At 71.7% G+C, this 22,487-nt stretch carries 19 protein-coding genes; 10 read left to right on the top strand and 9 right to left on the bottom strand.

Features of this window, described 5'->3' with window-relative positions; all coding sequences use genetic code 11:
• Nucleotides 1–125: 125 nt before the first annotated feature.
• Nucleotides 126–1,088 (top strand): SDR family NAD(P)-dependent oxidoreductase, encoded by a 963-nt coding sequence (locus ABD831_RS15195; protein ID WP_344948336.1) that lies wholly within the window; start codon nt 126–128, stop codon nt 1,086–1,088.
• A 32-nt stretch (nt 1,089–1,120) separates the two neighbouring features.
• Here the strand turns inward: ABD831_RS15195 and ABD831_RS15190 are convergent, their stop codons facing one another.
• From ABD831_RS15190 to ABD831_RS15170, 5 genes are all read right to left on the bottom strand, one after another.
• Nucleotides 1,121–1,924: a GNAT family N-acetyltransferase gene (locus ABD831_RS15190; RefSeq protein WP_344948330.1), complete on the bottom strand. Its 804-nt coding sequence runs from the start codon at nt 1,922–1,924 to the stop codon at nt 1,121–1,123.
• 73 nt (nt 1,925–1,997) lie between these two features.
• Nucleotides 1,998–3,575, bottom strand: a complete 1,578-nt coding sequence (locus tag ABD831_RS15185; RefSeq protein WP_344948327.1) for a hypothetical protein — start codon at nt 3,573–3,575, stop codon at nt 1,998–2,000.
• A gap of 13 nt (nt 3,576–3,588) precedes the next feature.
• The gene (locus tag ABD831_RS15180) at nt 3,589–4,677 is read right to left on the bottom strand and encodes a mannose-1-phosphate guanylyltransferase (RefSeq protein WP_344948325.1); all 1,089 of its coding nucleotides are present in this window, start codon (nt 4,675–4,677) and stop codon (nt 3,589–3,591) included.
• Between the two features lie 84 nt (nt 4,678–4,761).
• Nucleotides 4,762–6,414, bottom strand: a complete 1,653-nt coding sequence (locus ABD831_RS15175) for an ABC transporter permease (RefSeq protein ID WP_344948322.1) — start codon at nt 6,412–6,414, stop codon at nt 4,762–4,764.
• Nucleotides 6,411–7,313, bottom strand: coding sequence for an ABC transporter ATP-binding protein (locus ABD831_RS15170; RefSeq protein WP_344948319.1), 903 nt, complete (start codon nt 7,311–7,313; stop codon nt 6,411–6,413). The genes ABD831_RS15175 and ABD831_RS15170 overlap by 4 nt, the downstream gene beginning before the upstream one ends.
• A gap of 87 nt (nt 7,314–7,400) precedes the next feature.
• Here ABD831_RS15170 and ABD831_RS15165 point away from each other — a divergent pair, with 87 nt between their 5' ends.
• Both ABD831_RS15165 and ABD831_RS15160 read left to right on the top strand, forming a co-directional pair.
• On the top strand, nt 7,401–7,898 hold the full coding sequence (locus ABD831_RS15165) for a GbsR/MarR family transcriptional regulator (RefSeq protein WP_344948316.1): 498 nt from the start codon (nt 7,401–7,403) through the stop codon (nt 7,896–7,898).
• 234 nt (nt 7,899–8,132) lie between these two features.
• Nucleotides 8,133–9,725 carry an acyl-CoA mutase large subunit family protein gene (locus ABD831_RS15160; RefSeq protein WP_344948314.1) on the top strand — a complete coding sequence of 531 codons (1,593 nt, stop codon included), beginning with the start codon at nt 8,133–8,135 and terminating at the stop codon, nt 9,723–9,725.
• A gap of 76 nt (nt 9,726–9,801) precedes the next feature.
• On the opposite strand, the gene ABD831_RS15155 is transcribed toward ABD831_RS15160, so the two are convergent.
• The 4 genes from ABD831_RS15155 to ABD831_RS15140 form a co-directional block, all read right to left on the bottom strand.
• Nucleotides 9,802–10,686, bottom strand: a complete 885-nt coding sequence (locus tag ABD831_RS15155) for a DUF559 domain-containing protein (protein WP_344948311.1) — start codon at nt 10,684–10,686, stop codon at nt 9,802–9,804.
• Between the two features lie 170 nt (nt 10,687–10,856).
• Nucleotides 10,857–11,735, bottom strand: a complete 879-nt coding sequence (locus ABD831_RS15150) for a carbohydrate kinase family protein (protein ID WP_344948308.1) — start codon at nt 11,733–11,735, stop codon at nt 10,857–10,859.
• Nucleotides 11,732–12,685 carry a pseudouridine-5'-phosphate glycosidase gene (locus ABD831_RS15145; protein ID WP_344948305.1) on the bottom strand — a complete coding sequence of 318 codons (954 nt, stop codon included), beginning with the start codon at nt 12,683–12,685 and terminating at the stop codon, nt 11,732–11,734. The genes ABD831_RS15150 and ABD831_RS15145 overlap by 4 nt, the downstream gene beginning before the upstream one ends.
• Nucleotides 12,686–12,719: 34 nt before the next feature.
• Nucleotides 12,720–13,415, bottom strand: a complete 696-nt coding sequence (locus ABD831_RS15140; RefSeq protein WP_344948302.1) for a (2Fe-2S)-binding protein — start codon at nt 13,413–13,415, stop codon at nt 12,720–12,722.
• A 90-nt stretch (nt 13,416–13,505) separates the two neighbouring features.
• Here ABD831_RS15140 and ABD831_RS15135 point away from each other — a divergent pair, with 90 nt between their 5' ends.
• The 7 genes from ABD831_RS15135 to ABD831_RS15105 all read left to right on the top strand — a co-directional run bounded on the left by ABD831_RS15135 (nt 13,506) and on the right by ABD831_RS15105 (nt 22,015).
• Nucleotides 13,506–14,759 carry an amidohydrolase gene (locus tag ABD831_RS15135; protein WP_344948299.1) on the top strand — a complete coding sequence of 418 codons (1,254 nt, stop codon included), beginning with the start codon at nt 13,506–13,508 and terminating at the stop codon, nt 14,757–14,759.
• 112 nt (nt 14,760–14,871) lie between these two features.
• Complete coding sequence (locus ABD831_RS15130; protein WP_344948296.1) at nt 14,872–15,933, top strand: BMP family lipoprotein; 1,062 nt, start codon at nt 14,872–14,874, stop codon at nt 15,931–15,933.
• A gap of 216 nt (nt 15,934–16,149) precedes the next feature.
• Nucleotides 16,150–17,838 carry an ABC transporter ATP-binding protein gene (locus tag ABD831_RS15125; RefSeq protein WP_344948293.1) on the top strand — a complete coding sequence of 563 codons (1,689 nt, stop codon included), beginning with the start codon at nt 16,150–16,152 and terminating at the stop codon, nt 17,836–17,838.
• Nucleotides 17,835–18,956 carry an ABC transporter permease gene (locus ABD831_RS15120; RefSeq protein ID WP_344948290.1) on the top strand — a complete coding sequence of 374 codons (1,122 nt, stop codon included), beginning with the start codon at nt 17,835–17,837 and terminating at the stop codon, nt 18,954–18,956. The genes ABD831_RS15125 and ABD831_RS15120 overlap by 4 nt, the downstream gene beginning before the upstream one ends.
• Nucleotides 18,953–20,227 (top strand): ABC transporter permease, encoded by a 1,275-nt coding sequence (locus ABD831_RS15115; protein WP_344948288.1) that lies wholly within the window; start codon nt 18,953–18,955, stop codon nt 20,225–20,227. Before ABD831_RS15120 ends, ABD831_RS15115 begins: the two co-directional genes overlap by 4 nt.
• Complete coding sequence (locus ABD831_RS15110; protein WP_344948285.1) at nt 20,224–20,670, top strand: cytidine deaminase; 447 nt, start codon at nt 20,224–20,226, stop codon at nt 20,668–20,670. The genes ABD831_RS15115 and ABD831_RS15110 overlap by 4 nt, the downstream gene beginning before the upstream one ends.
• Nucleotides 20,671–20,725: 55 nt before the next feature.
• The gene (locus ABD831_RS15105) at nt 20,726–22,015 is read left to right on the top strand and encodes a thymidine phosphorylase (RefSeq protein ID WP_344948283.1); all 1,290 of its coding nucleotides are present in this window, start codon (nt 20,726–20,728) and stop codon (nt 22,013–22,015) included.
• Nucleotides 22,016–22,487 lie beyond the last annotated feature (472 nt).

The following is a 22,487-nucleotide window of genomic DNA, read 5'->3' as shown; positions in this document are numbered from 1 at the left end:
GCGGTGCCCCGGGCGCGGTGCGGGCGACACCGGCGACACCTCGGTGCGTGCCCGGATGCGGACCTGGGTGACGTCCTCGGTGAGGCCGCCTGAGCGTCGTGGTGGGGTCCACCTAGGGTGGGCCCATGGTGCTCCACGAAGCGGCTGCTGCGCTCGACTGGGTGATGGACAAGTCACTGGTGCTGGGCTACACGAAGATCGGGCCTGCCGTGCGCCGCGCGTGGTGGCCGCACGACGCGGTGCCCGGCGCCCTCGTCGGTCGCCACGTCCTCGTCACGGGCGCCAGCGGAGGACTGGGTCTCGCCACGGCGCGCGGGCTCGCTCGCCTCGGTGCCGCCGTCCACCTCACCGGTCGCGACGCGACACGCCTCGACGACGCCCGCGCGCAGCTGCTGGGCGAGCAGCCCCTGGCGGAGGTGACCACGCACGTCGCGGACGTCAGCAACCTCGCCGAGACGGCCGAGTTCGCGCGGCAGTTCTCGGCCGAGGTGCCTCGCCTGCACGCCGTCGTGCACAACGCGGGCGTCATGCCGCCGAAGCGCACGACGACGGCCGAGGGACACGAGCTCACTCTCGCCACGCACGTGCTCGGCCCGCACGTGCTGACCTACGGCCTGCGCGAGGCACTCGCCGGTGGCCGGGTCGTCGTGGTGACCTCCGGCGGCGCCTACGGCCAGCGCCTCGACGTCGACGACCCGGAGTTCGCCACGGGCGACTACTCCGGGGTGACCGCCTACGCCCGGACGAAGCGCATGCAGCTCGTGCTCACCGAGCTGTGGGCGCGTGACCTGGCAGCCGACGACATCCGCGTCCACTCGATGCACCCCGGGTGGGCCGACACCCCGGGTGTCACCGACTCGCTGCCACGGTTCGCCGCCGTCACCGGGCCGCTGCTGCGCGACGCCGACTCGGGCGCCGACACGGCCGTGTGGCTCACGGCCACGGCAGACGCGATCGGCACCGGCGGTTTCTGGCACGACCGGCGCCGTCGGTCGACGCACTACGCACCGGTGGGCGTCGAGACGCCCCAGCAGGTGGCGCAGTTCTGGAACTTCGTCCGCGACGCGACCGGGCAGCCGAGCGTCTGAGCCGGGCGGACGGCATACGCGCTCTCGGTGCGTCACGGACGCAGCCAGCAGGTCCAGCGCTCGACGCGCAGGTAGCCGAGGCGCTCGTAGACGGGCTGGCCGTCGTCGCTGGCGATGAGCACGGCACCCTGGCCGGGCCACGTGGTCGTCGCCGCCCACGTCAGCGCGGCGCCGGCCCCCTTGCCCCGCGCGGTCGCGAGGACGGCGACGTTCTCGACGACCGTGACCCCGGCGGCCGAGTGCGCAGCCGCGGTCGCGACGGGGGCCTCGCCGTCGTAGCCGACGAAGACCCGGGTGGGGCCGGCGACGACGTCGGGACGGTAGAAGTCGCCGGGCGGCAGGGCAGCCATGTCGGGCATCGGGTAGCCCTCGACGAGCACCCGCTCGGCGTCCTGCAGCTGCCGGTCCGTCGTCGCCTCACGGACGTCGAGCGGCGTGGACGGCGGCGACGTGGTGGTCGAGGTCGGCCGGAACATCAGCGGCGGGTGGCCGACGAGTGCGAGACCGTGGCTCGTCAGGTCGGGCGTCGGGAAGGGGCTGATGACGATCGCCGAGACGCCGTCGGGGTATGCCGCGGTGACGCCGTCCACGGTCTGGGCCCAGTCGCGCGGAGGGCGCGTCACGATCGCCCAGTTGAGCAGTGCCGACGCACCACCACCGCGGCCGGCGCACCAGCTCTCGCCCTCGGAGAACGTGCCGCGCGCCGCGGTCGTCAGGGCCCGGGCCCACGAGACGTGCGCCAGCACCGCCTGGCGCACGAGCGAGTCGGTGGGGGCGAGGTCGTCCTCCCAGCCGGTCGTCAGGTGTTCGCCCTCGTCGGGCAGCATCGAGCTCATGCCTCCACTGTCTGCCAGCGCAGGCGCGCGGGGACCGGATTCGGCCTCATCGAGGTGAGGGTGGACCGGGGCCTCAGCCGACGCGGCGGACGCACACCTGTGAGACGGACGCGCGCACGCAGTCGTAGCCGGTGGCAACCAGGGCACGGACGCGTGCCACGTAGGCGTTCCACTCCGGTCGGCCCGCCTCCGGACGCACGGTGTCGTCGACGATGATCGCACCCGCGCGCGGGAGGCAGGCGGCTGTCAGGTCGAGGACCTCACGCGGCTCGATGGAGTACTGGTGGAAGCGGGGGCACACGAGCTGGAGATCTCCCAGACCGACCGCGTGTGCCGACGTGTCGTTGCTGCCGGCACGGGCGTACGTCGTCACGCGGGGGAACGAGTCCAGCACCACGGCGTCCGGCGACTCCCGCTGCAGCTGCTGCAGGGTCGTGGGTGCTGCACGAGCCGCGGTGACGACGAAGTACGGGTGCAGTGCACCCGCCGCCACGTAGCCGGCGAGGAGGATGAGGGCGGCCGCCCGGCGAGGCTCGATGGCGCGCGACCAGCGGGCCGCGACGAGGGCCAGCGCGAACCCAGCGGGGACAGCGAGAGTCAGCGCGTGGTGCGGCCAGGTCGCCGTCGCGGACATGACGACGAGTCCGAGGACGAGCGAGACGAGCACGAGGTCCCAGAGGACGGCAGGGCCGAGGGTCCGCTCGCGGGCGGGGTCAGGCGTCGCGGCCCGGTGCGCCGTGGGTCCCGAGGCCTCGCCGTCGCTCGTGGCCGGCCTCCACGAACGGGGGATGGCGACCAGCACGACGATCAGGGCTGCGACGGTGAGCATGCCCGCGCCGCGCCCGTCCTCCGGGAAGGCCCGCAGGAGATGGCCGACCACGGACCCGTACTGCGACGAGGCCAGCTCGCCGTCGGCGTAGTCCGCATTGAGCCGGAAGTTCTCGACCCAGCCCGGCAGCTCGCCCCGCAGCCACAGGGCGCCGAGCCCGACGGCGAGCAGTGCGAACGCCCCGGCGAGCGCCCGGACCAGACCGGCGAGTCCGCCGGTGGGCCGGCGGTGGAGCGCGATCACGAGCAGCGCGCCGGCGACCAGCGGGGCGAGGATGAGCTTGGTGAGCAGCAGCAGGCCCACGAGCACCCCGGCGGCGACCCAGCGCGAACGCACCGCGCAGGCGACGGCTCCGAGGAGCAGCGCCAGCCCGGGGAGGTGTGTCATCCCGCTCTCGTAGGCAGGTCCGGTCAGGAGAAGCGGCGTGGCGCCGAGGCCGGCCACGACCGAGAGCCTGCGGTCAGCGCCGGCGGAGAGCGCGAGGACCAGCACGGCGACGCCCGCCCCGACGACCCAGAGGATCTCGAGCGCGACGTCCGCGAGCGGGGAGACGAGGCGGCCCAGAGCGAGCGCGTAGTAGAAGAGCGGGTCCTTGTTGTCCCAGACGTCGACGTAGAGACGGTCGCCGGCGATCAGTCGCTCCGCGACCGACGCGTACGTGCCGTGGTCGCCGAAGGTGCTGGGCACGAGGCGGGGGAGAGCCACGGCCCAGGCGATGACCACGGCGACGACCACGGGAAGGGCCCTCGTGCGTCCTGCGGCTGCCTGGGCGCCGACCGCCACGGGCGCCGGCTGGGCGGATGCGTGAGGCGGCCCGGTCACGTGCCTGCTCGGCTCAGGTGAGGTCGGTGCGACCTCGGGCGGTCAGGGTCTCGACGACCTGCTTGACCTCCTGGGCGCGATCGGGGCGGGTGATGAGCAGCGCGTCCTGGGTGTCGATGACGACGAGGTTCTCGACCCCGATGAGCGCGACGAGACGACCCCCGGCTGCCACGGTGGCCGTGGAGTCGATGCTGATGATGTCGTCGGCCGGCCCGATCGCGGTGATGCCCGGCAGCGAGCTCGACTCGGCGACGAGCCGGGTGAGCGCGGCGAAGTCGCCCACGTCGTCCCACCCCAGCGCGGCGGGCACCACGGCGACGCGCCCTGCAGCCGCGGCGGGCTCGGCGACCGCGTGGTCGATGGCGATCTTGTGCAGCGACGGCCAGAGGTCGGTCATCCGGCGGGGGTCCGCCGCGATGGTGCGCAGGCTGTCCACCATGTCGGCGTGGTTCTCCGACAGCAGCTCGAGCAAGGTCGTCGCGCCGACCACGAACATGCCCGCGTTCCAGCGGAACTCGCCGCTCTCGAGGTATCGGGTCGCCGTCTCGAGGTCGGGCTTCTCGACGAACTCGTCGACCCGGTGGGCGCTCGGGGCCCCCACGACGTCGAGCGGCTCGCCGAGCCGGATGTAGCCGTAGCCGGTGGCCGGCCCTGTCGGGTCGATGCCGATCGTCACGAGCTCACCGCGCCGGGCCAGGACGACGGCCTCGGCGACGGCCTGCCGGAAGTTGTCGGGCTCGGTGATGACGTGGTCCGCGGCGAACGAGCCGAGCACGGCCTCCGGGTCGCGGCGCTCGAGGACGGCAGCAGCGAGGCCGATGGCCGGCATCGAGTCGCGCGGCGACGGTTCCCCGATGACGGCGTCGTAACCGAGCATCGGCAGCTGGCGGCGGACGGCGTCCTCGTGGGCGACCCCCGTCACGACGAGGATCCGCTCGCCGACGAGCGGCTCGAGCCGGTCCCACGTGGCCCGCAGCAACGACTGACCGGAGCCGGTCAGGTCGTGCAGGAACTTGGGGGAGTGGCGCCGGGAGATGGGCCAGAGCCGCGTGCCGGCGCCTCCGGCGGGGATCACGGCCCAGAAGCCCGGTATGCCAGTCATGGGGCACACCGTACCGAGGGGCGGACCCCTGCCCCGGCCGAGGCGCGCGAAGTCGGCCCCCCGGCCGACCGATGCCGCAGGCCGTCAGCCGACGTCGCGCCGCCTGAAGGCGACCAGACCGGCGCCGCACCCGACGGCCGCGATGACGGTGAGTGCCGCGAGCGGCACCCACTCGAGCGCACCACCGGGAAGGGCAGGCAGGTGCGTGAACGGAGAGAGGTCGACGAGCCAGCCAGGCAGGTTGAGCAGCTCGCCGAACTCACCGAGCAGGAGGTAGACGATCAGGGCGGCCCACGCCAGCCCGGTGAAGCGGGGCACGGCGCCGTAGAGCAGCATCGCGACGGCCAGGGCGACCCACACGGCGGGAAGCGTCGAGAGCGCGGCTCCGGTGAGGCGCGTGATCGTCCCGCGGACGTCGCCCACGTCTTCTCCGTGCACGAGGCCGGCCACCGCGGTGCTGACGACCATGACGACGGCGGTGGCGAGGACGGCGAGCGCGATGTGCCCGAGTGCCCACGTGACGCGTCGGGCCGGTGTGGCGAGCACGGCCTCGAGCCGGGTCGTGGTCTCCTCCGTGTGCATCCGCGTCACGAGCGCGATCGCGAGAGCGGACGCGCCGATCGCGGCGAAGTGCAGCTCGGTGGAGAAGTAGATGTCGGTGATGGTCCCGGCGTCACCGCCCAGGTCCCGCAGCATGTCGGCGACCTGGGGAGAGTCGACGAACGTCTCGACGCTTCCGGCGATCGAGCCGAGCACCACGCCGAGCACGACGTAGGCGACGACCCAGCCCACGAGCGTGCCGCGGGCGAGCCGCAGGGTCAGGGCCCCCGGCGACGCGATCATGCTGCGGTCATGACCGGCCCGGCTGGGGAGAACCCCGGCGCCGAGGTCGCGTCGGTCGAGCAGCGCGTACGCGACGACGACGAGAACGGCGTAGAGCGCGAGGCCGAGCACGACCACGGCATAACGGTTCTCGCCGAAGGGTGAGACCTTGACTCCCCAGCCCAACGGCGAGAGCCAGGTCAGGAAGCGGGCCGGGCTGTCGGCGGCCGCGGTGTCGCCGACGGCGCGCACGAGGAACGCGACGGCGAGCGCGCCGAGCGACCATCCGGCCGTGCCGCGGGTGCTGGAGGTCAGCTGGGCGGCGACGGCCGTCACACCCACCCACGAGAGTCCGATGACGAGCCAGGTGACGCCGAGGGCGACGGAGCCGGCGGGGTCGAGGCCGACGGCGATCGACCACCCGACGGTGAGCAGGACGGTGAGCAGGACGGCGAACGTGGCGTGCAGCACGGCGGCGGTCAGGGCCGCCCGTCGGCCCACGACGCCGGCGCCGAGCAGCTCGAGGCGTCCGGCCTCCTCCTCGGTCCGGGTGTGGCGGCGGACGACGACGTAGGCGAGGAGGGCGAGGAAGACGGCGCCCAGGAGCACCGACTTGAACGTCGCGATCGAGTCGATGCCGAGGCTCGAGATCGGGCCGTACATCGCGACGAGCGCGGGGTTGGACAGGGTCGGGGCCATCGACGCCTGTGCCGTCGTGAGGTCGGGGAAGAGGTCGAAGGTCGCCTGCGCCGACAGCGCGACGAAGGCGGCGAGACCGAAGGCGCTGACCGGCACGAGCACGCGATCGCGTCGCGCGGCGAGACGCAGCAGCGCCGTCGTCCCGGTGAAGCCGGCACCCCCCAGCCGCGTGGTGGGGCGAGCGGGAGGGTGCGTCGGCGCGGTCAGGGTGGTCATGTCGCCACCGGGGTCGAGCGGTACTGCTCCATGAACAACTCCTCCAGCGTCGGGGGAGCGCTGGTCAGAGCGGTGATCCCGTGCGAGCCGAGCAGCTCCAGCAGCCGTCCGAGGTCGTCGCTGCCGACCGTGCACCTCACGTGCAGACCGGACACCGTGACGTCGGCGACCCCGGGCAGGGCCCCGACCTGCGCCTCGTCGACGGGCTGGGTGAGCGTCGCGCTCACCGTCGTCCGTGACAGGTGGCGCAGCTGCGTCAGCGTGCCGGACTCGACGTTGCGGCCCTCGCGGATGATGCTGACGCGGTCACACACCTGCTCCACCTCGGAGAGGATGTGGCTCGACAGCAGGACCGTCCCCCCGGCTTCCCGGAACTCGTGGACGACCTCGCGGAACACGGACTCCATGAGCGGGTCTAGCCCCGAGGTCGGCTCGTCGAGCAGGAGCAGCTCGACGTCGCTGCTGAGGGCCGCGACGAGGGCCACCTTCTGCCGGTTGCCCTTGGAGTAGGACCGGCCCTTCTTCGTCGGGTCCAGGTCAAAGCGCTCGACCATCGAGGCGCGCCGCTTCTCGTCGACACCGCCCCGCAGGCGCGCCAGGATGTCGATGACCTCGCCGCCCGTGAGGTTGGGCCACAGGGCCACGTCGCCCGGCACGTAGGCGAGGCGCCGGTGGAGCGACTCCACCTCGCGCCAGGGGTCCCCGCCGAGGAGCGTCGCCGTGCCGCCGTCCGACCGCAGCAGCCCGAGCAAGATGCGCAGGGTCGTGGACTTGCCGGCGCCGTTGGGGCCGAGGAAGCCGTGGATCTCACCGGTTGCGACGTCGAGGTCGAGCCCGTCGAGGGCGACCGTGCGCCCGAAGCTCTTGTGCAGCCCCTGCACCTGGATCGCGGAAGTCATGTATCGACGGTACACAACATTCACGGTTTACTGAATGATATGACTCGTGGTTAGGGTGGCAGTTCACGAGACCGAAGGAGCCGTCGGATGACCGAGCGCGACGAACGAGCGGTCGCTGCCTACGTCGAGCGGTTCGGCAACGTCCTCACCGAGGCCGGCATGCCACGCCTCGCGTCCCGGGTCTTCGCCCAGCTCCTCGCCGACACCGACGGGCGGATGACGGCGCTGGAGCTGACCGAGGCGCTCGACGTGAGCCCGGCGGCCGTGTCGGGTGCGGTCCAGTACCTCACCCAGACCCACCTCATCGGCAAGGAGCGTGAGCGGGGATCGCGTCGTGACGTCTACGTCGTTCACCTCGACGCCTGGCACGAGGCGATGCTGAGCCGGGACCGTCTGCTCGGTCAGATGGAGTCCTCCGTCCGGGCCGGTCTCGCTGCCGTCGGGGGAGTCGGCAGCGAGGCCGGTCGCCGCCTCGCGCTGTCGGTGGAGTTCCTCGACCACGTCGCGCGCGAGATGGCCGACATGCACGCGAGCTGGGAGCGCCGCCGGGCCCAGATCGCCGCCGACTGGCCCGCCGACGCCTGACCCGCCCCCTTCAACCGTCGAGAGGCCACGTCTGGCCCCCTCTCAACCGTCGAGAGGCCACGTCTGGCCCCCTCTCAACCGTCGAGAGGCCACGTCTGGCCCCCTCTCAACCGTCGAGAGGCCACGTCCAGCCGTGAGCCCGGGCCCACGGCATACGCCCTCGGTGACGTGAGATCGGCAACGTTGGGCAGCCGGACGGCAGCGGCGCACCCCTGCGCCGATACGCTCGGCAGCATGGCTGACAGCACTGGTGCGCGCTCCGAGTCCGACCTCCCCATCGAGCCCGTCTACGACGCGTCGGCCCTCGCCGGCTTCGACGCCGACGCCAAGCTCGGCGCCCCCGGCAGCTACCCCTTCACCCGGGGCGTCTACCCGTCGATGTACACCGGGCGGCCGTGGACGATGCGCCAGTACGCCGGCTTCGGCACGGCCAAGGAGAGCAACCAGCGCTACCACCAGCTCGTCAAGGCAGGCACCGGTGGACTGTCGGTGGCCTTCGACCTGCCGACGCAGATGGGCTACGACTCCGACGAGTCGATCGCGCACGGTGAGGTCGGTAAGGTCGGCGTCGCCATCGACAGCCTCGACGACATGCGCACCCTCTTCGACGGGCTGCCGCTCGACAAGATCTCGACGTCGATGACGATCAATGCACCCGGCTCGACGCTGCTGCTGCTCTACCAGCTCGTCGCCGAGGAGCAGGGCGTCGCCGGTGAGCAGCTGACCGGCACGATCCAGAACGACGTGCTCAAGGAGTACATCGCGCGCGGCACCTACATCTATCCGCCGCGTGAGTCCCTGCGCCTCATCGCCGACATCTTCGCCTACTGCCACAAGGAGATGCCGCGCTGGAACACCATCTCCATCTCGGGCTACCACATGGCCGAGGCCGGGGCGACGCCCGTGCAGGAGATAGCCTTCACCATCGCCAACGCCATCGAGTACGTCCGCGCAGCCCAGGCCGCGGGACTGCACGTCGACGACTTCGCACCGCGCCTCTCCTTCTTCTTCGTCGCGCGCACGACCCTCATCGAGGAGGTCGCGAAGTTCCGTGCCGCGCGTCGCATCTGGGCGCGGATCATGAAGGAGGACTTCGGCGCCCAGAACCCGAAGTCGATGATGCTGCGCTTCCACACGCAGACCGCAGGGGTGCAGCTGACCGCCCAGCAGCCCGAGGTCAACCTCGTCCGCGTCGCGCTCCAGGGCCTCGGCGCGGTGCTTGGCGGCACGCAGTCGCTGCACACCAACTCCTTCGACGAGGCCATCGCCCTGCCGACGGAGAAGGCGGCTCGCCTCGCGCTGCGCACGCAGCAGGTCATTGCCTACGAGACCGATGTGACGAAAACCGTTGACCCGTTTGCCGGTTCGTACGTCGTGGAGTCGATGACCGATGAGATCGAAGCCGCGGCGCTCGCGCTCATCCAGGCCGTCGAGGACAAGGGCGGAGCCGTCGCGGCGATCGAGCAGGGCTTCCAGAAGAACGAGATCGAGCGCTCCGCCTACCGGGTCCAGCTCGAGATCGACAACGGCGAGCGCACCGTCGTGGGCGTCAACCGCTTCGTCCTCGACCAGGAGGACCACTACGAGCCGCTCCGCGTCGACCCCACGATCGAGGCGGACCAGCGGGCGCGCCTCGAGGCCCTGCGCGCGGATCGCGACAACGACGAGGTGAAGGCCGCCCTGGGACGCCTCCAGGAAGCCGCTCGCGGCACCGACAACCTGCTCTACCCGATGAAGGAGGCGCTCGCCGCGCGCGCCACGGGCGGCGAGGTCGCTCACGCGCTCCGCGAGGTCTGGGGCACCTACCAGCCCCGCGAGACCTTCTGACCCGAGGCCGTATGCCGGGTGCCCGGCCCGACGGACCGCCATGAGCTCCGCTGCGGCCGAGTGCCGAGCACGGCTGTTACGCCGCGGGCAGGTTCGTGGCGGTCGGTCGGCGCACGGCGACGGTCTCGCGCAGGGCGGCCAGCACGTAGTCGGGGTCGAACATCACCTCATCCCATGTGAATCGAAGCACCACCCATCCGCGCGCTCCCAACCCGGTGTAGCGCCGACAGTCGCGCCTCAGGGCCCGCCGGGTGCCGTGGTTGTCGAAGCCCTCCGCCTCGATCACGATGCGCAACGACTGGTCGGCGAGGTCCACCTGGGCGAAGAAGCCGCGTCCCTTGACCACGTGCTGGGTCACGACGCCGAGCCCGTCGACCTGCAGGCACAGGGCGCGCAGCACCGACTCGAAGGGGTTGGCGGCCCCGCGATCCACGTGCTGCAGGACCCGGCCGACCTTGCGCCGCGACCGAGGCGGCAACCGCAGCGCGAGGTCTCGGACGACGAGCGGTGACAGACCGGCCCGCCACGAGGAGTCGGCCACGGCAAGGGCCTCGTCGAAGGGCAGGTCCAGGCAGCAGTCGATGACGGTGCGCGCCGGGGTCGTCACCCAACCGTCGACGATCTCGTCACAAGCCAGGTCTCGCCAGTGACGCCGCACTCCGGTCCGCGCCGGCTCTCGCAGCTTGCGCCCTCGCGGCAGCGTCACGTGGGCGGTCTCCGGCTCGTGCTTGACCGCCCATCCCCAGTGCAGGGCCGCCGTGAGGTGTGACGCGGTGGCCGTGAGCGATTCTGCCGTGACGCGCGCCGCGGCCAGGCTCGACAAGCCGTATCGGCCTCGGCCGAGCCGGATGATCGCGCCCTCAGCGACGGCTCGCCGCAGCTCTCGGCGACGCACGACAGGACGCAGCTCGGCCCACTGACCGCTGCCGACGCGCTGGGCCAGCACTGTCGCGACGTCCATGGCCTCAGGCTGCCCGGACGCGCCAGCGTGTCGCTGCGGCCATCCACAGGACCGACGGACCGCCACGCACGCGGAGCCGCTGCCGTCCCACGCGCTCCAGCCACGCGGCATACGCGAGTTCGTGGAGGTCCGCCGGATCGCCTTGCGGCGGGACCCAGGCCGTATGCCGGTCAGCTTGGCCGGGCACCCACGCGGGCTGCCGCTGCGCTTCCGGCGGCGACCCCGGCCCGCAGGGCGCCGGACCGGTCCTCGCCGCGCAGCCAGGCCGAGAGCAGCCCGGCGTTGAAGGCGTCCCCACACCCGGTGGCGTCGACGTTCTCGACGACCGGCGCCTCGGCCGACTCGTCGACGTCGGCACCGACCCACCGCGCACCCGCAGAGCCGTAGGTGGCGACGACCTCCCTCGCGTGGCCGAGGATCGCTGCCAGCCCACCGAGCGCCGCGACCTCGTTCTCGTTGGGCAGCAGCAGGTCGACCCCGGAGACCCACGCCAGGAACGACGACACGCCCTCGCGCTCGATGAGGGCCGGCGACTGGGGGTCGACCGAGGTCGTCCAGCCCAGTGCCCGCGCCTGACGCAGGGACTCGAGGCCGGCGGCCCGCGACCCCGCGTCGAAGAGCACGTAGCCCGACAGGTGCAGGTGCGGCCGGGGCTCGGCGGGCAGGCCGAGCGAGGCGAGGTCGACGTCGGCCACGGAGAAGGCCTTGTTGGCGCCGCGGTCGGGGAACATCGTCCGGTCGCCGTGGGCGTCGAGGAGGATGACGACCATGCACGTCGGCAGGGCCGGGTCGACGGCGAAGGAGCAGGTGATCCCGGCGGCCTCGAGCTCGCCCCGGCAGGCCGCACCGGCTGCGTCGTCACCGACCCGAGCGACGAGGGTCACCTCGGCGCCGAGCTCGGCGAGCCAGGAGGCGGAGTTGCCGCCGGCGCCACCGGGCACCAGTGCGACGGCCGAAGGTGTGTCGGAGTGCCAGCGGATGTCGCCGGAGGGCCGGGTGATGACGTCGAGCCCGACGTCGCCGACGACCACGACCGGTCGTGTCGTCATGCTGCCGTCTGGGTGGAGACCAGGGCGGCGACCTCGGCCGCGACCTCGCCGGCGAGGCGCGCGTTGGACAGGACGAGCTCGACGTTGGCGCGCAGCGACTCCCCGCCGGAGCTGTCGTGGAAGTACTCGAGCAGTCGCGGCGTGACGTCCTTGCCGTGCACGCCCTCGCGCTCGAGCAGTGCAAGTCCCTCCTCGACGAGGCGGTCGTGCAGGCCCCGCTCGACCTGGCGGTCGACGGGCAGCGGGTTGGCGAGGACCACACCGGCGGCGTCGGTCCCGAGACGCTCTCTCATGACGACGACCCGGGCCGCGTCCGCCGCGGACTCGACCCGCCACGGCACCGGCTGCCCCGAGTCCGACAGGTAGAAGCCGGGGAACGCGTCCGTGCGGTAGCCGAGCACCGGCACCGACAGCGTCTCGAGCGTCTCGAGGGTCCCGGCGACGTCGAGGATCGACTTCACCCCGGCGCAGACGACGAGGACCGGTGTCGAGGCGATGACCCCGAGGTCAGCCGAGACGTCGAAGGTCTGTGACGCGCCGCGGTGCACGCCGCCGAGACCGCCCGTCGCGAAGACGCGGATGCCTGCCCGGTGTGCGAGTGCCGACGTCGACGCCACCGTCGTCGCTCCCGAAAGTCCAAGTGCCGCAGCGACGCCCACGTCGCGCACCGAGAGCTTCGCGATGGCGGGGTCGGTGCAGACTCGCTCCACCTCAGGTCCGCCGAGGCCGACGTGAACCACGCCGTCCAGGACCGCGATGGTCGCGGGCACCGAGCCGCCGGCCCGCACCGCGCCCTCGATCCGCGCGCCGATCTCGATGTTGTCGGGGTGCGGGAGCCCGTGGGCGAGGATCGTGCTCTCGAGGGCGACGACACCCACCCCGGCATCGAGGGCCTCGCGGACCTCCTCGTGGACGACGAACAGGTCTGACCCGGGCAGGTGCGCACGCATGGCCGACACCATAGTTCCGCGCGCTTGCCGCGCGTCAGCGACCACCGCGCGGGCAGGCGGCACACTCCCGCATCCCCGGCAGTGCGTAGATGAAGCAGCACGACACACGTGTCGGCTGCGGACCCACGCTCTCGCCGGCCGCGCCGCGCGCCAGCCGCAGCGCCGTGCCCCACATGTCGTCGACGACGCCCCACCGCTGCCGAGAGCCCATCCGCACGTCGGGTGCGTATGCCGCCACCACCCCGGAGACGAGCGCGCGGTATGCCGCGTGGCCGCGTCCCAGGCGCCCCGCGGGGTCCTCGTCCACCTCCAACGACGTCGCTGCGGGGTCGATGACGATCCGGGCGGGGTTGAGCCCCGGAGCCAGCTCGAACCCGAGCCCAGCACCCAGCCCACCCGCCGACGGCACCATCAGCCAGGGACCGAGCGTCGCGGCATACGCGATCGGGGTGGCGGCGACCTCGCACGCCCACTGGAGCACGAACGCCGCGGGCACGTGCCCCGGCACGAGGGCGTCGTGGCGCTGCCCCATCTGGGTGCGCAGCGCCGAGCGCCACGGCTCGAGCGGGTCGGCGCCGGCTCTCACGTGTGCCAGCACGTCGCGCCACCACACCGTCGCCGGGGACGACTCGCACGTCAGGGTCGTGAACGGCAGCGCGCGGTCCACCAGGGCGACGACGCCACGGACGGCGTCGGCCCCGAGCTCCGCGGAGCGTGACTCCGAGTCCACGCGTGACCTCTCCTCCGACCGTTCCTCCGACCATCGTCCGACCCCCGTGCCCGGAGGTCGCGCCCATCCTCTCGCTAGACTCCCGTTCTCGTGACCGACCGACCCGCTCCGCTGCCCTTCGAGGCCCTTGCTCGCACCGTCGAGCAGCATGCCGCGGAGCTGGTCTCGATCCGCCGCGACCTGCACACCCACCCAGAGCTCGGACGCGGCGAGATCCGCACCACGGCGCTCATCGCCGAGCGCCTCGAGCGCGCCGGGATCGGCGTCCGGCGACTGCGCGGCACGGGACTGGTCGCCGACCTCGGCGCCGCCGAGCCCACCCACCGCATCGCGCTGCGGGCCGACATCGACGCCCTGCCGATCCGCGAGCAGACCGGTCTCGACTTCGCGTCGCAGACCGACGGCGTCAGCCACTCGTGCGGCCACGACGTCCACACGACCGCCCTCCTCGGCGCGGCCCTCGCGCTCAAGGCGGCGGAGCAGCGGCTCGTCGCCGCAGGCATCGGAGCCCGCCTCGTCTTCCAGCCGGCCGAGGAGCTCATGCCCGGCGGCGCCGAGGACGTCGTGGCCCAGGGCGGCCTCGTCGGGGTCGACCGCATCTTCGCGCTGCACTGCGACCCCGGTCTCGACGCCGGGCAGGTGGGCCTGCGCGTCGGCGCCATCACCGCGGCTGCCGACCAGATCGAGGTGACGCTCTCGGGCCGCGGCGGTCACACCTCCCGCCCGCACCTGACTCAGGACCTCACGTACGCCCTGGCGAAGGTCGTCACCGACGTCCCGGCCGTGCTGTCGCGCCGGCTCGACCCGCGGGCGGGCGCGGCGCTCGTGTGGGGCTCGATCCACTCGGGCGGTGCGCACAACGTGATCCCGTCGTCGGGCAAGGTCGGCGGCACGCTGCGCATGCTCGACGCCGGCATCTGGGAGGGCGTCGAGCGCCTTCTCGAGGCCGTCGTCCACGAGGTCGTCAAGCCGTATGCCGTGCAGGCCGAGGTCACGATCACCAAGGGAGTGCCCCCCGTCGTCAACGACGCGGGCTGCATCGACGCGCTCACGGCCGCGGTGACCGGCACCGGGTCGTTCGTGGCCCCGACCCCCCAGTCGCTGGGTGGCGAGGACTTCGCGTGGTACCTCACGCACGTGCCCGGGGCCATGGCCCGTCTCGGCACCCGCACGCCCGGCGGGACGACCCACGACCTGCACCGTGGGGACATCGTCATCGACGAGGCCGCGATCCCCGTCGGGGCACGGACGCTGGCCGGTGTCGTGTTCGCGGCGGCGGCCCAGCTGGCAGGCACGCCGACCCTCGCCGGAGTGACGCCTCTGGGCGCGGTCGCGGATCGGTAACACTTCCTGCGAGTTGCCCCGAGGTGCTCAGATCTTGTCGTGCCGGGGTCTACAGTTCCGTGCTATCTGGGCCGATGTCGTCGTCGGCCCCGCAGAATCAAAGGAGCTCCTCTTGCGTCACGCAACCAAGGTCGCGGCCGTTGTTGCCGCCGCCTCGCTGGGCCTCGCAGCCTGCGGAAGCAGCACCAACAACACGACGTCCCCCGGCGGCACGGGCGGCTCGACGGGCGGCGCCAGCAGCAGCACGCTGAAGATCGGCATGGCCTACGACGTGGGCGGTCGCGGTGACCAGTCGTTCAACGACGCCGCCGCCGCGGGCCTCGACAAGGCCAAGACCGAGCTGGGTGCCGACGTCAAGGAGGCATCGGCGGTCAACGGTGAGGCGGAGTCCGCCCGCAAGGAGCGCCTGCAGCAGCTCATCGACGCCGGCTACAACAACATCGTGGCGGTCGGCTTCGCCTACGCCAAGGCCGTCGGCGAGACCGCCAAGGCCAACCCCGACGTCAAGTTCGCCATCGTCGACGACGCGTCGCCCGACTCGGCCGGCCCCAACGTCGACCAGATCACCTTCGCCGAGGAGCAGGGCTCCTTCCTCGTCGGTGCCGCTGCGGCCCTCAAGACCAAGACCAACCACGTCGGCTTCATCGGTGGCGTCCAGACCGACCTCATCAAGAAGTTCGAGAAGGGCTTCGAGGCCGGCGTCAAGGCGGTCAAGCCGGACATCAAGATCGACGTCAAGTACCTCACGCAGCCGCCGGACTTCTCGGGCTTCAACTCGGTCGACAAGGGCAAGGCCGCGGCTGAGGGCATGTACCAGGGCGGCGCCGACGTCGTCTACCACGCAGCCGGCGGTTCGGGCGGCGGTGTCTTCACGGCGGCCAAGGCGGCCGGCAAGTGGGCCATCGGCGTCGACTCCGACCAGGCCAAGACGGCCCCGGCGGACGTCCGCGACGTCATCCTCACCTCGATGATCAAGAAGGTCGACGTCGGCGTGTTCGACTTCATCACCTCGGTGAAGAACAACAGCTTCAAGGCGGGCAACAAGATCTTCGACCTCAAGGCCGGCGGAGTCGACTTCTCCACGACCGGTGGTCACATCGACGACATCAAGAGCAAGCTCGACGACTACAAGCAGAAGATCATCTCGGGCGAGATCACGGTCCCCAAGGCCTGATCGCCTCGATCCCGGAGGGGAGCGGCCTTCACGGTCGTCCCACCGGACGGCCCGGGCGGCGCGTGCAGCGCCGCCCGGGCCGTCGCATCTTCCCGACTTCACCCACCCGGCACCGCGGGGCTTGTTAGGTTCGCCAGTGCTGGTTCAATACTCGATCGACGCCCGCGTCGAGGCGGGCCCGCATGAGGAGTGTGTGTCATCGTCAGCAACACGCCCGTGACCGGGGGCAGGCCCCCGGCGGCCGTCCACCACGGAGCCCCGGCCGTCCGGCTCGAGGGCATCACGAAGCGGTTCCCGGGCGTCATCGCCAACAAGGACATCGCACTCACCGTCGACAAGGGCACCGTCCACGCCATCGTCGGTGAGAACGGGGCCGGCAAGTCGACCCTCATGAAGATCCTCTATGGCGTCCAGCAGCCCGACGAGGGCACGATCGAGGTGGACGGCAAGGCGCTCCAGCTGCGCTCGCCGTCCGACGCCATCGCGGCCGGCATCGGCATGGTCTTCCAGCACTTCCAGCTCGCCGACAACCTCACCGTCCTCGAGAACGTCGTCCTCGGCGCAGAGAAGCTGCACGGCATCGGCAACGCGGCCCGCAAGAAGATCCGCGAGATCTCCGAGGCCTACGGGCTCGAGGTCCCGTCCGACGCGCTCGTCGCCGACCTCGGGGTGGGCGCACGCCAGCGCATCGAGATCCTCAAGGTCCTCTACCGCGGCGCGCGGATCATCATCCTCGACGAGCCGACCGCGGTCCTCGTGCCGCAGGAGGTCGACGAGCTCTTCGACAACCTGCGCGAGCTGAAGTCCGAGGGCCTGACCGTCGTGTTCATCTCGCACAAGCTCGACGAGGTGCTCAAGGTCGCCGACGCCATCACCGTGATCCGCCGCGGCACGACCGTCGCCGAGGTCGACCCGACCGGCGTGACGGCGCGGCAGCTCGCCGAGCTGATGGTCGGCTCCGAGCTGCCCTCGCCCTCGACCGAGGAGTCGACGGTGACGCAGACCGCGATGTTGACGATCGAGGACACCTCGCTCGCCGACCCGGCAGGTGGGCGCGCGCTGCTGGAACACATCGACCTGACCATCCACGCCGGCGAGATCGTCGGCATCGCGGGCGTCGAGGGCAACGGCCAGGCCGAGCTCGTCGAGGTCATCATGGGCATGCGCGAGCCCTCGAGCGGCCGCATCCTGCTCGGCGACGTCGACATCTCCGACTGGCAGGTCCGCGAGATCCGCGAGGCCGGCATCGGCTACATCCCCGAGGACCGGCACCGCCACGGGCTGCTCCTCGAGGCACCGCTCTGGGAGAACGTCGTCCTCGGGCACCAGACCGAGGCGGTCAACGTTTCGGGACCCGGCGGCATCCTCGTCAACGCTTCCGGCGCCAAGCGAGAGACGCAGGCCGTCATCGACGAGTACGACGTGCGCACCCCCTCGATCAACGTGACGTCGGGGTCGCTGTCCGGCGGCAACCAGCAGAAGCTCATCATCGGCCGCGAGATGCGCCGCAACCCACGCGTCCTCGTGGCAGCGCACCCCACCCGCGGCGTCGACGTCGGCGCGCAGGCCGCGATCTGGGACCACATCAAGGCGGCCCGCCGCAACGGGCTCGGGGTCCTGCTCGTCTCGGCCGACCTCGAGGAGCTCGTCGGGCTGTCCGACACGATCCGCGTCATCCTGCGAGGGAAGCTCTCCGGCGAGTTCGACCCGGACCGCGTCACGCGTGAGGAGCTCGGCGCCGCCATGACCGGAGCGCAATCCGCGCCCACCGACGCGCCTACCGACACGCCTACCGACGCGCCGGCCGCCCCGGTCGACGACGGTCAGGGCACCGGCCACGGTCCGGGCACCGGAGACGACGCAGCCACCGGTGACGGCACCCACCACGAGGGGGAGACCCGATGAGCACCCGCTTCGACGCCCGCCGCATCCTCATGGCGATCGCGGCGCCGCTGCTGTCGATCGTCGTGGCCGTCGTGGTGACGAGCATCATCCTGTTCGTCGCGGGCGACCCGGTCGGCGCGGTCTGGGCCCAGCTGTTCAAGGCGCCGCTGCCGCGCCAGGTCGTGGCGATCATCAACGCCGCCTCGGTCTACTACCTCTCGGCGATCGCCGTGGCCATCGGCTTCCGGATGAACCTGTTCAACATCGGTGTCGACGGCCAGTACCGCGTCGCCTCCTTCGCCGCTGCGCTCTTCGCCGGTCAGGGCTACCTGCCCGGCTGGCTCAACATCATCGTGTCCCTCTTCGTGGCCATGGCCTCCGGAGCGCTCTGGGCCGGTATCGCCGGCGTCCTCAAGGTGACGCGCGGCGTCTCCGAGGTCATCTCCACCATCATGCTCAACGCGATCGCGACCTTCCTCGTGGCGTTCCTGCTGGGCAAGACCGCCGAGCGCGTCCAGGGCAGCAACGCGACCAACACCAAGCCGCTGCCGCAGGACTCCCGGGTCCCCGGCATCTCGGTCGACGGCATCATCGCGACCCCGAGCAAGATCTACGGTCTCGTCTTCCTCGCCATCCTCATCGGCGTCCTCTACTGGTTCGTCATCAACAAGACGCGGTTCGGCTTCGACCTGCGCGCGACCGGCCGGTCCGAGTCGGCGGCAGTTGCGAGCGGCGTCAAGGTCAAGCGGATGGTCCTCACGTCGATGCTCATCTCCGGCGCCGCGGCCGGGCTCGTCGGCATGCCGCTGCTCTTCGGCCAGGACTACGTCTACGGCGACACCGTCCAGGCCGGCCTCGGCTTCGCCGGCATCGCCATCGCGCTACTCGGTCGCAACAACCCCGTCGGCATTGCCTTCGCCGCTCTGCTGTTCGCCTTCCTCGACGCCCAGGGCAACGGGCTGCAGATCACCGCCGGGGTGAGCGACCGCCTCGTGCTCGTCATCCAGGGAGTGATCGTGCTGTCCGTCGTCATCGCCTACGAGGTCGTCCGGCGCGCGAACGTCCGCCTCGAGCAGCGTCGCGTCGCCAGCGAGCTCGCCCGGCAAGCCGGCGCCCCGACGGAAGGAGCGGTGGCATGAGCGCCTCCGTCATGACCGAGACCGCCCCGGCCACTCCGAAGGCGGCCGGGCGCAACGGTCGCCCGCGCTGGTTCTGGGCGGCTGTCGTCCTGGGGGGCCTCGTCGTCCTCTCGACGGTCCGCGTCCTCACCGGCGCCAACGACATCGACTCCTCGGGTGCCCTCATGGCCGCCATCGGTCTGGCCGTGCCCATCGGGCTCGCCGGACTGGGCGGGCTCTGGAGCGAGCGGGCCGGCGTCGTCAACATCGGGCTCGAGGGCATGATGATCTTCGGGACGTGGGGCGGAGCGTTCTTCGGCTACCACTACGGCCCGTGGGCGGGCATCCTCGGTGCGATCCTCGTGGGCATGGTCGGCGGTGGCATCCATGCCGTCGCGACCGTCGTCTTCGGGGTCGACCACATCGTCTCCGGTGTGGCCATCAACCTGCTCGGTGCCGGCGCCGGCGCCTACCTGGCGGTCCGCACGTTCACCGGGCTGCCGGGCGGTGGCCCCACGCAGTCGCCGCCGCTGGAGCAGCTGCCGTTCCTGTCGGTCCCCGGGGTCTCCGACCCGCTGCAGACCCTCGAGCAGAAGCACTGGTGGCTCCTGTCCGACCTCGCGGCGGTGCTGCGGGCGGTGACGACCAACCTCAACGTCCTGACGATCATCGCGGTACTGCTGCTCGTGGTGACGTGGTGGGTGCTGTGGCGCACGGCCTTCGGCCTCAGGCTGCGCTCGTGCGGCGAGTCTCCGGTGGCGGCCGAGACGCTCGGTGTCAACGTCTACCGCTACAAGTTCCTGGCGGTCCTCATCTCCGGCGGACTCGCGGGCCTGGCGGGTGGCTTCCTCGTCCTCGTCGCCAGCAACCTCTACCGCGAGGGACAGACCGGTGGTCGCGGCTTCATCGGCCTCGCCGCGATGATCTTCGGCAACTGGCGCCCGGGCGGGCTCGCGGGCGGTGCGGCCCTCTTCGGCTACACCGACGCCGTGCAGCTGCGCGGCGGCGGCGACGTGGTGCGTGCCTACCTGCTGCCGATCGCGGTGGCGCTGGTCGCCTGGGGCGTCTGGCAGTGGGTGCGACGCCGGAAGGGCAAGCCGTTCGTCGGCGTGCCGATGGTCGTCATGGGCGTGCTCGCCCTCGGCTGGTTCCTCTCGGCCCCCAGCGTGCCCAACGAGTTCACCGGCATGACCCCGTACGTCGCCACGCTGCTCGTGCTCGCCTTCGCCTCACAACGCCTGCGTATGCCGGCTGCTGACGGCGCCGTGTACCGCAAGGGCGAGGCGTCGTGACCGAGCCGGCCGCGGGGCCGGCCCAGCCGTTCGGCGAAGCGTCGGACGACGTCGACTGGGAGGCCCTGCGCCTGCGCGCGGTGGAGCTGATGGAGCGCGCCTACGCGCCCTACTCCCGCTTCCGGGTGGGAGTGGCGGGGCTCGTCGACGACGGGCGGGTGGTGGCGGGCTGCAACGTCGAGAACGCCGCCTACGGCGTCGCGCTCTGCGCGGAGTGCGGCATGGTGTCCGAGCTGCACGCGACCGGCGGGGGACGCCTGACGGCCGTCTTCTGCGTCGGGTCCGACGGGCAGGCCTTGATGCCGTGTGGCCGTTGCCGGCAGCTGTTGTGGGAGAACGGCGGACCGGAGTGCCTGCTCATGACTCCCGAAGGGGTGCTGCCCATGACCGCGGTGCTGCCGCAGGCCTTCGGGGTCGACGACCTGCGTCACGCCGAGGGCTGAACGGTGCAGTCCCCGTGCGGGTCCGGCGTCGTCGGCGCTGGGACATGATGGTCTCGTGAGTGAAGCCTTCGATGCCGTAGACGTCATTTCCGCCAAGCGTGACCGGGAGGAGCTCTCGGACGCGCAGATCGACTGGGTGATCGACGCGTACACGCGGGGCGTCGTCGCCGAGGAGCAGATGTCCGCCCTCGCGATGGCGATCTACCTCAACGGGATGACACCGCGCGAGATCGCCCGGTGGGCCGACGCGATGATCCGTTCGGGGGAGCGGCTCGACTTCTCCGGCCTGTCCCGACCCACGAGCGACAAGCACTCGACCGGCGGAGTGGGCGACAAGATCACCCTGCCCCTGGCGCCCATCGTCGCCGCGTGCGGGGTCGCCGTGCCCCAGCTGTCGGGCCGGGGGCTCGGGCACACGGGAGGCACGCTCGACAAGCTCGAGTCCATCCCGGGGTGGAGGGCCGAGCTCACGAACGAGCAGATGATGCATCAGCTCGAGGACGTCGGGGCCGTGATCTGCGCGGCCGGCTCGGGTCTGGCACCTGCGGACAAGAAGCTGTATGCGTTGCGTGACGTCACGGGGACGGTGTCCTGCGTGCCCCTCATCGCCACCTCGATCATGAGCAAGAAGATCGCCGAGGGGACGGGGTCGCTCGTCCTCGACGTCAAGGTCGGCTCGGGCGCCTTCATGAAGGAGCTCGGGCAGGCCCGCGAGCTCGCCGAGACCATGGTGCGACTCGGCACCGACGCCGGCGTCCACACGGTGGCGTTGCTGACCAACATGGAGACACCGCTGGGGCTGACCGCAGGCAACGCGCTCGAGGTCCGCGAGTCCGTCGAGGTCCTCGCCGGTGGGGGACCCGGCGACGTCGTGGAGCTGACCCTCGCGCTGGCGCGCGAGATGGTGGCCGGCGCGGGCCGTTCCGACATCGATCCGGCGGACGTGCTGGCGGACGGCCGGGCGATGGACGTCTGGCGGCGGATGATCCGGGCGCAGGGGGGAGACCCCGACGCCGAGCTGCCCACGGCCCGCGAGACCCACCACGTGCTGGCTCCGGCCGACGGCGTGCTCGTCCAGCTCGATGCGCTCGCCGTCGGGGTGGCAGCCTGGCGCCTCGGGGCCGGTCGGGCCCGCAAGGAGGATCCGGTGCAGGCAGGCGCGGGCGTCCAGCTGCACCACAAGCCGGGTGCGACGGTGCGTGGGGGAGAGCCGTTGATGACCCTGCACACCGACGAGCCGGAGAGGTTCGCCCGGGCGCTGGAGGCGCTCGAGGGTGGCTTCACCATCGCCCCCGAGGGCTCGCGACCGGACCTGCCGCCGATCGTCATCGACCGCATCTCCTGACCCGCCGGCGCCTGGCCCCAGGCCGCCGCGATCGGTCTCGTCGGGGCCCAGCAGCCCGATTATGAGATCCCGGCCAGGCCCCTGTAACGTTCTCTTCGTCAGCCCGACAGGGAGGAACGGACGCCACCGCGGTGCGAGTGATCGTGAGCGAAGTTGGCCGGTCCCGGGGTTTGACGTGATGGTCTGAGGTGCCTGACGTGCTCGGGTAGCCTTGGAGGGTAGGAACTGCCGGTTCGGTGGGTCCTCGTGGCTGGTCTTGTGGGCTGGTTGCGGGTTTGACTCGGTCGGGTGTGGCGGGTAAGTTTGAAGGGTTGCCCCGGAGGCCTCCTCGGTGAGGTGGTTGATGGTGTGTGTCCGATTCTTGAGAACTCAACAGCGTGTCAAAAATCGATGCCAATTACCTCGTCTCGAGGCGTGGCTCGGTCCATCGTTCTGGTGGTCGGGTTGTGTTTTGGGCGAATTATCCTTTGGT

It is taken from the genome of Terrabacter ginsenosidimutans, assembly GCF_039539425.1.
GTDB lineage: Bacteria > Actinomycetota > Actinomycetes > Actinomycetales > Dermatophilaceae > Terrabacter > Terrabacter ginsenosidimutans.
The sequence above is the reverse complement of the archived record's forward strand: the minus strand, read 5'-3'. Positions and strand labels throughout refer to the sequence as shown.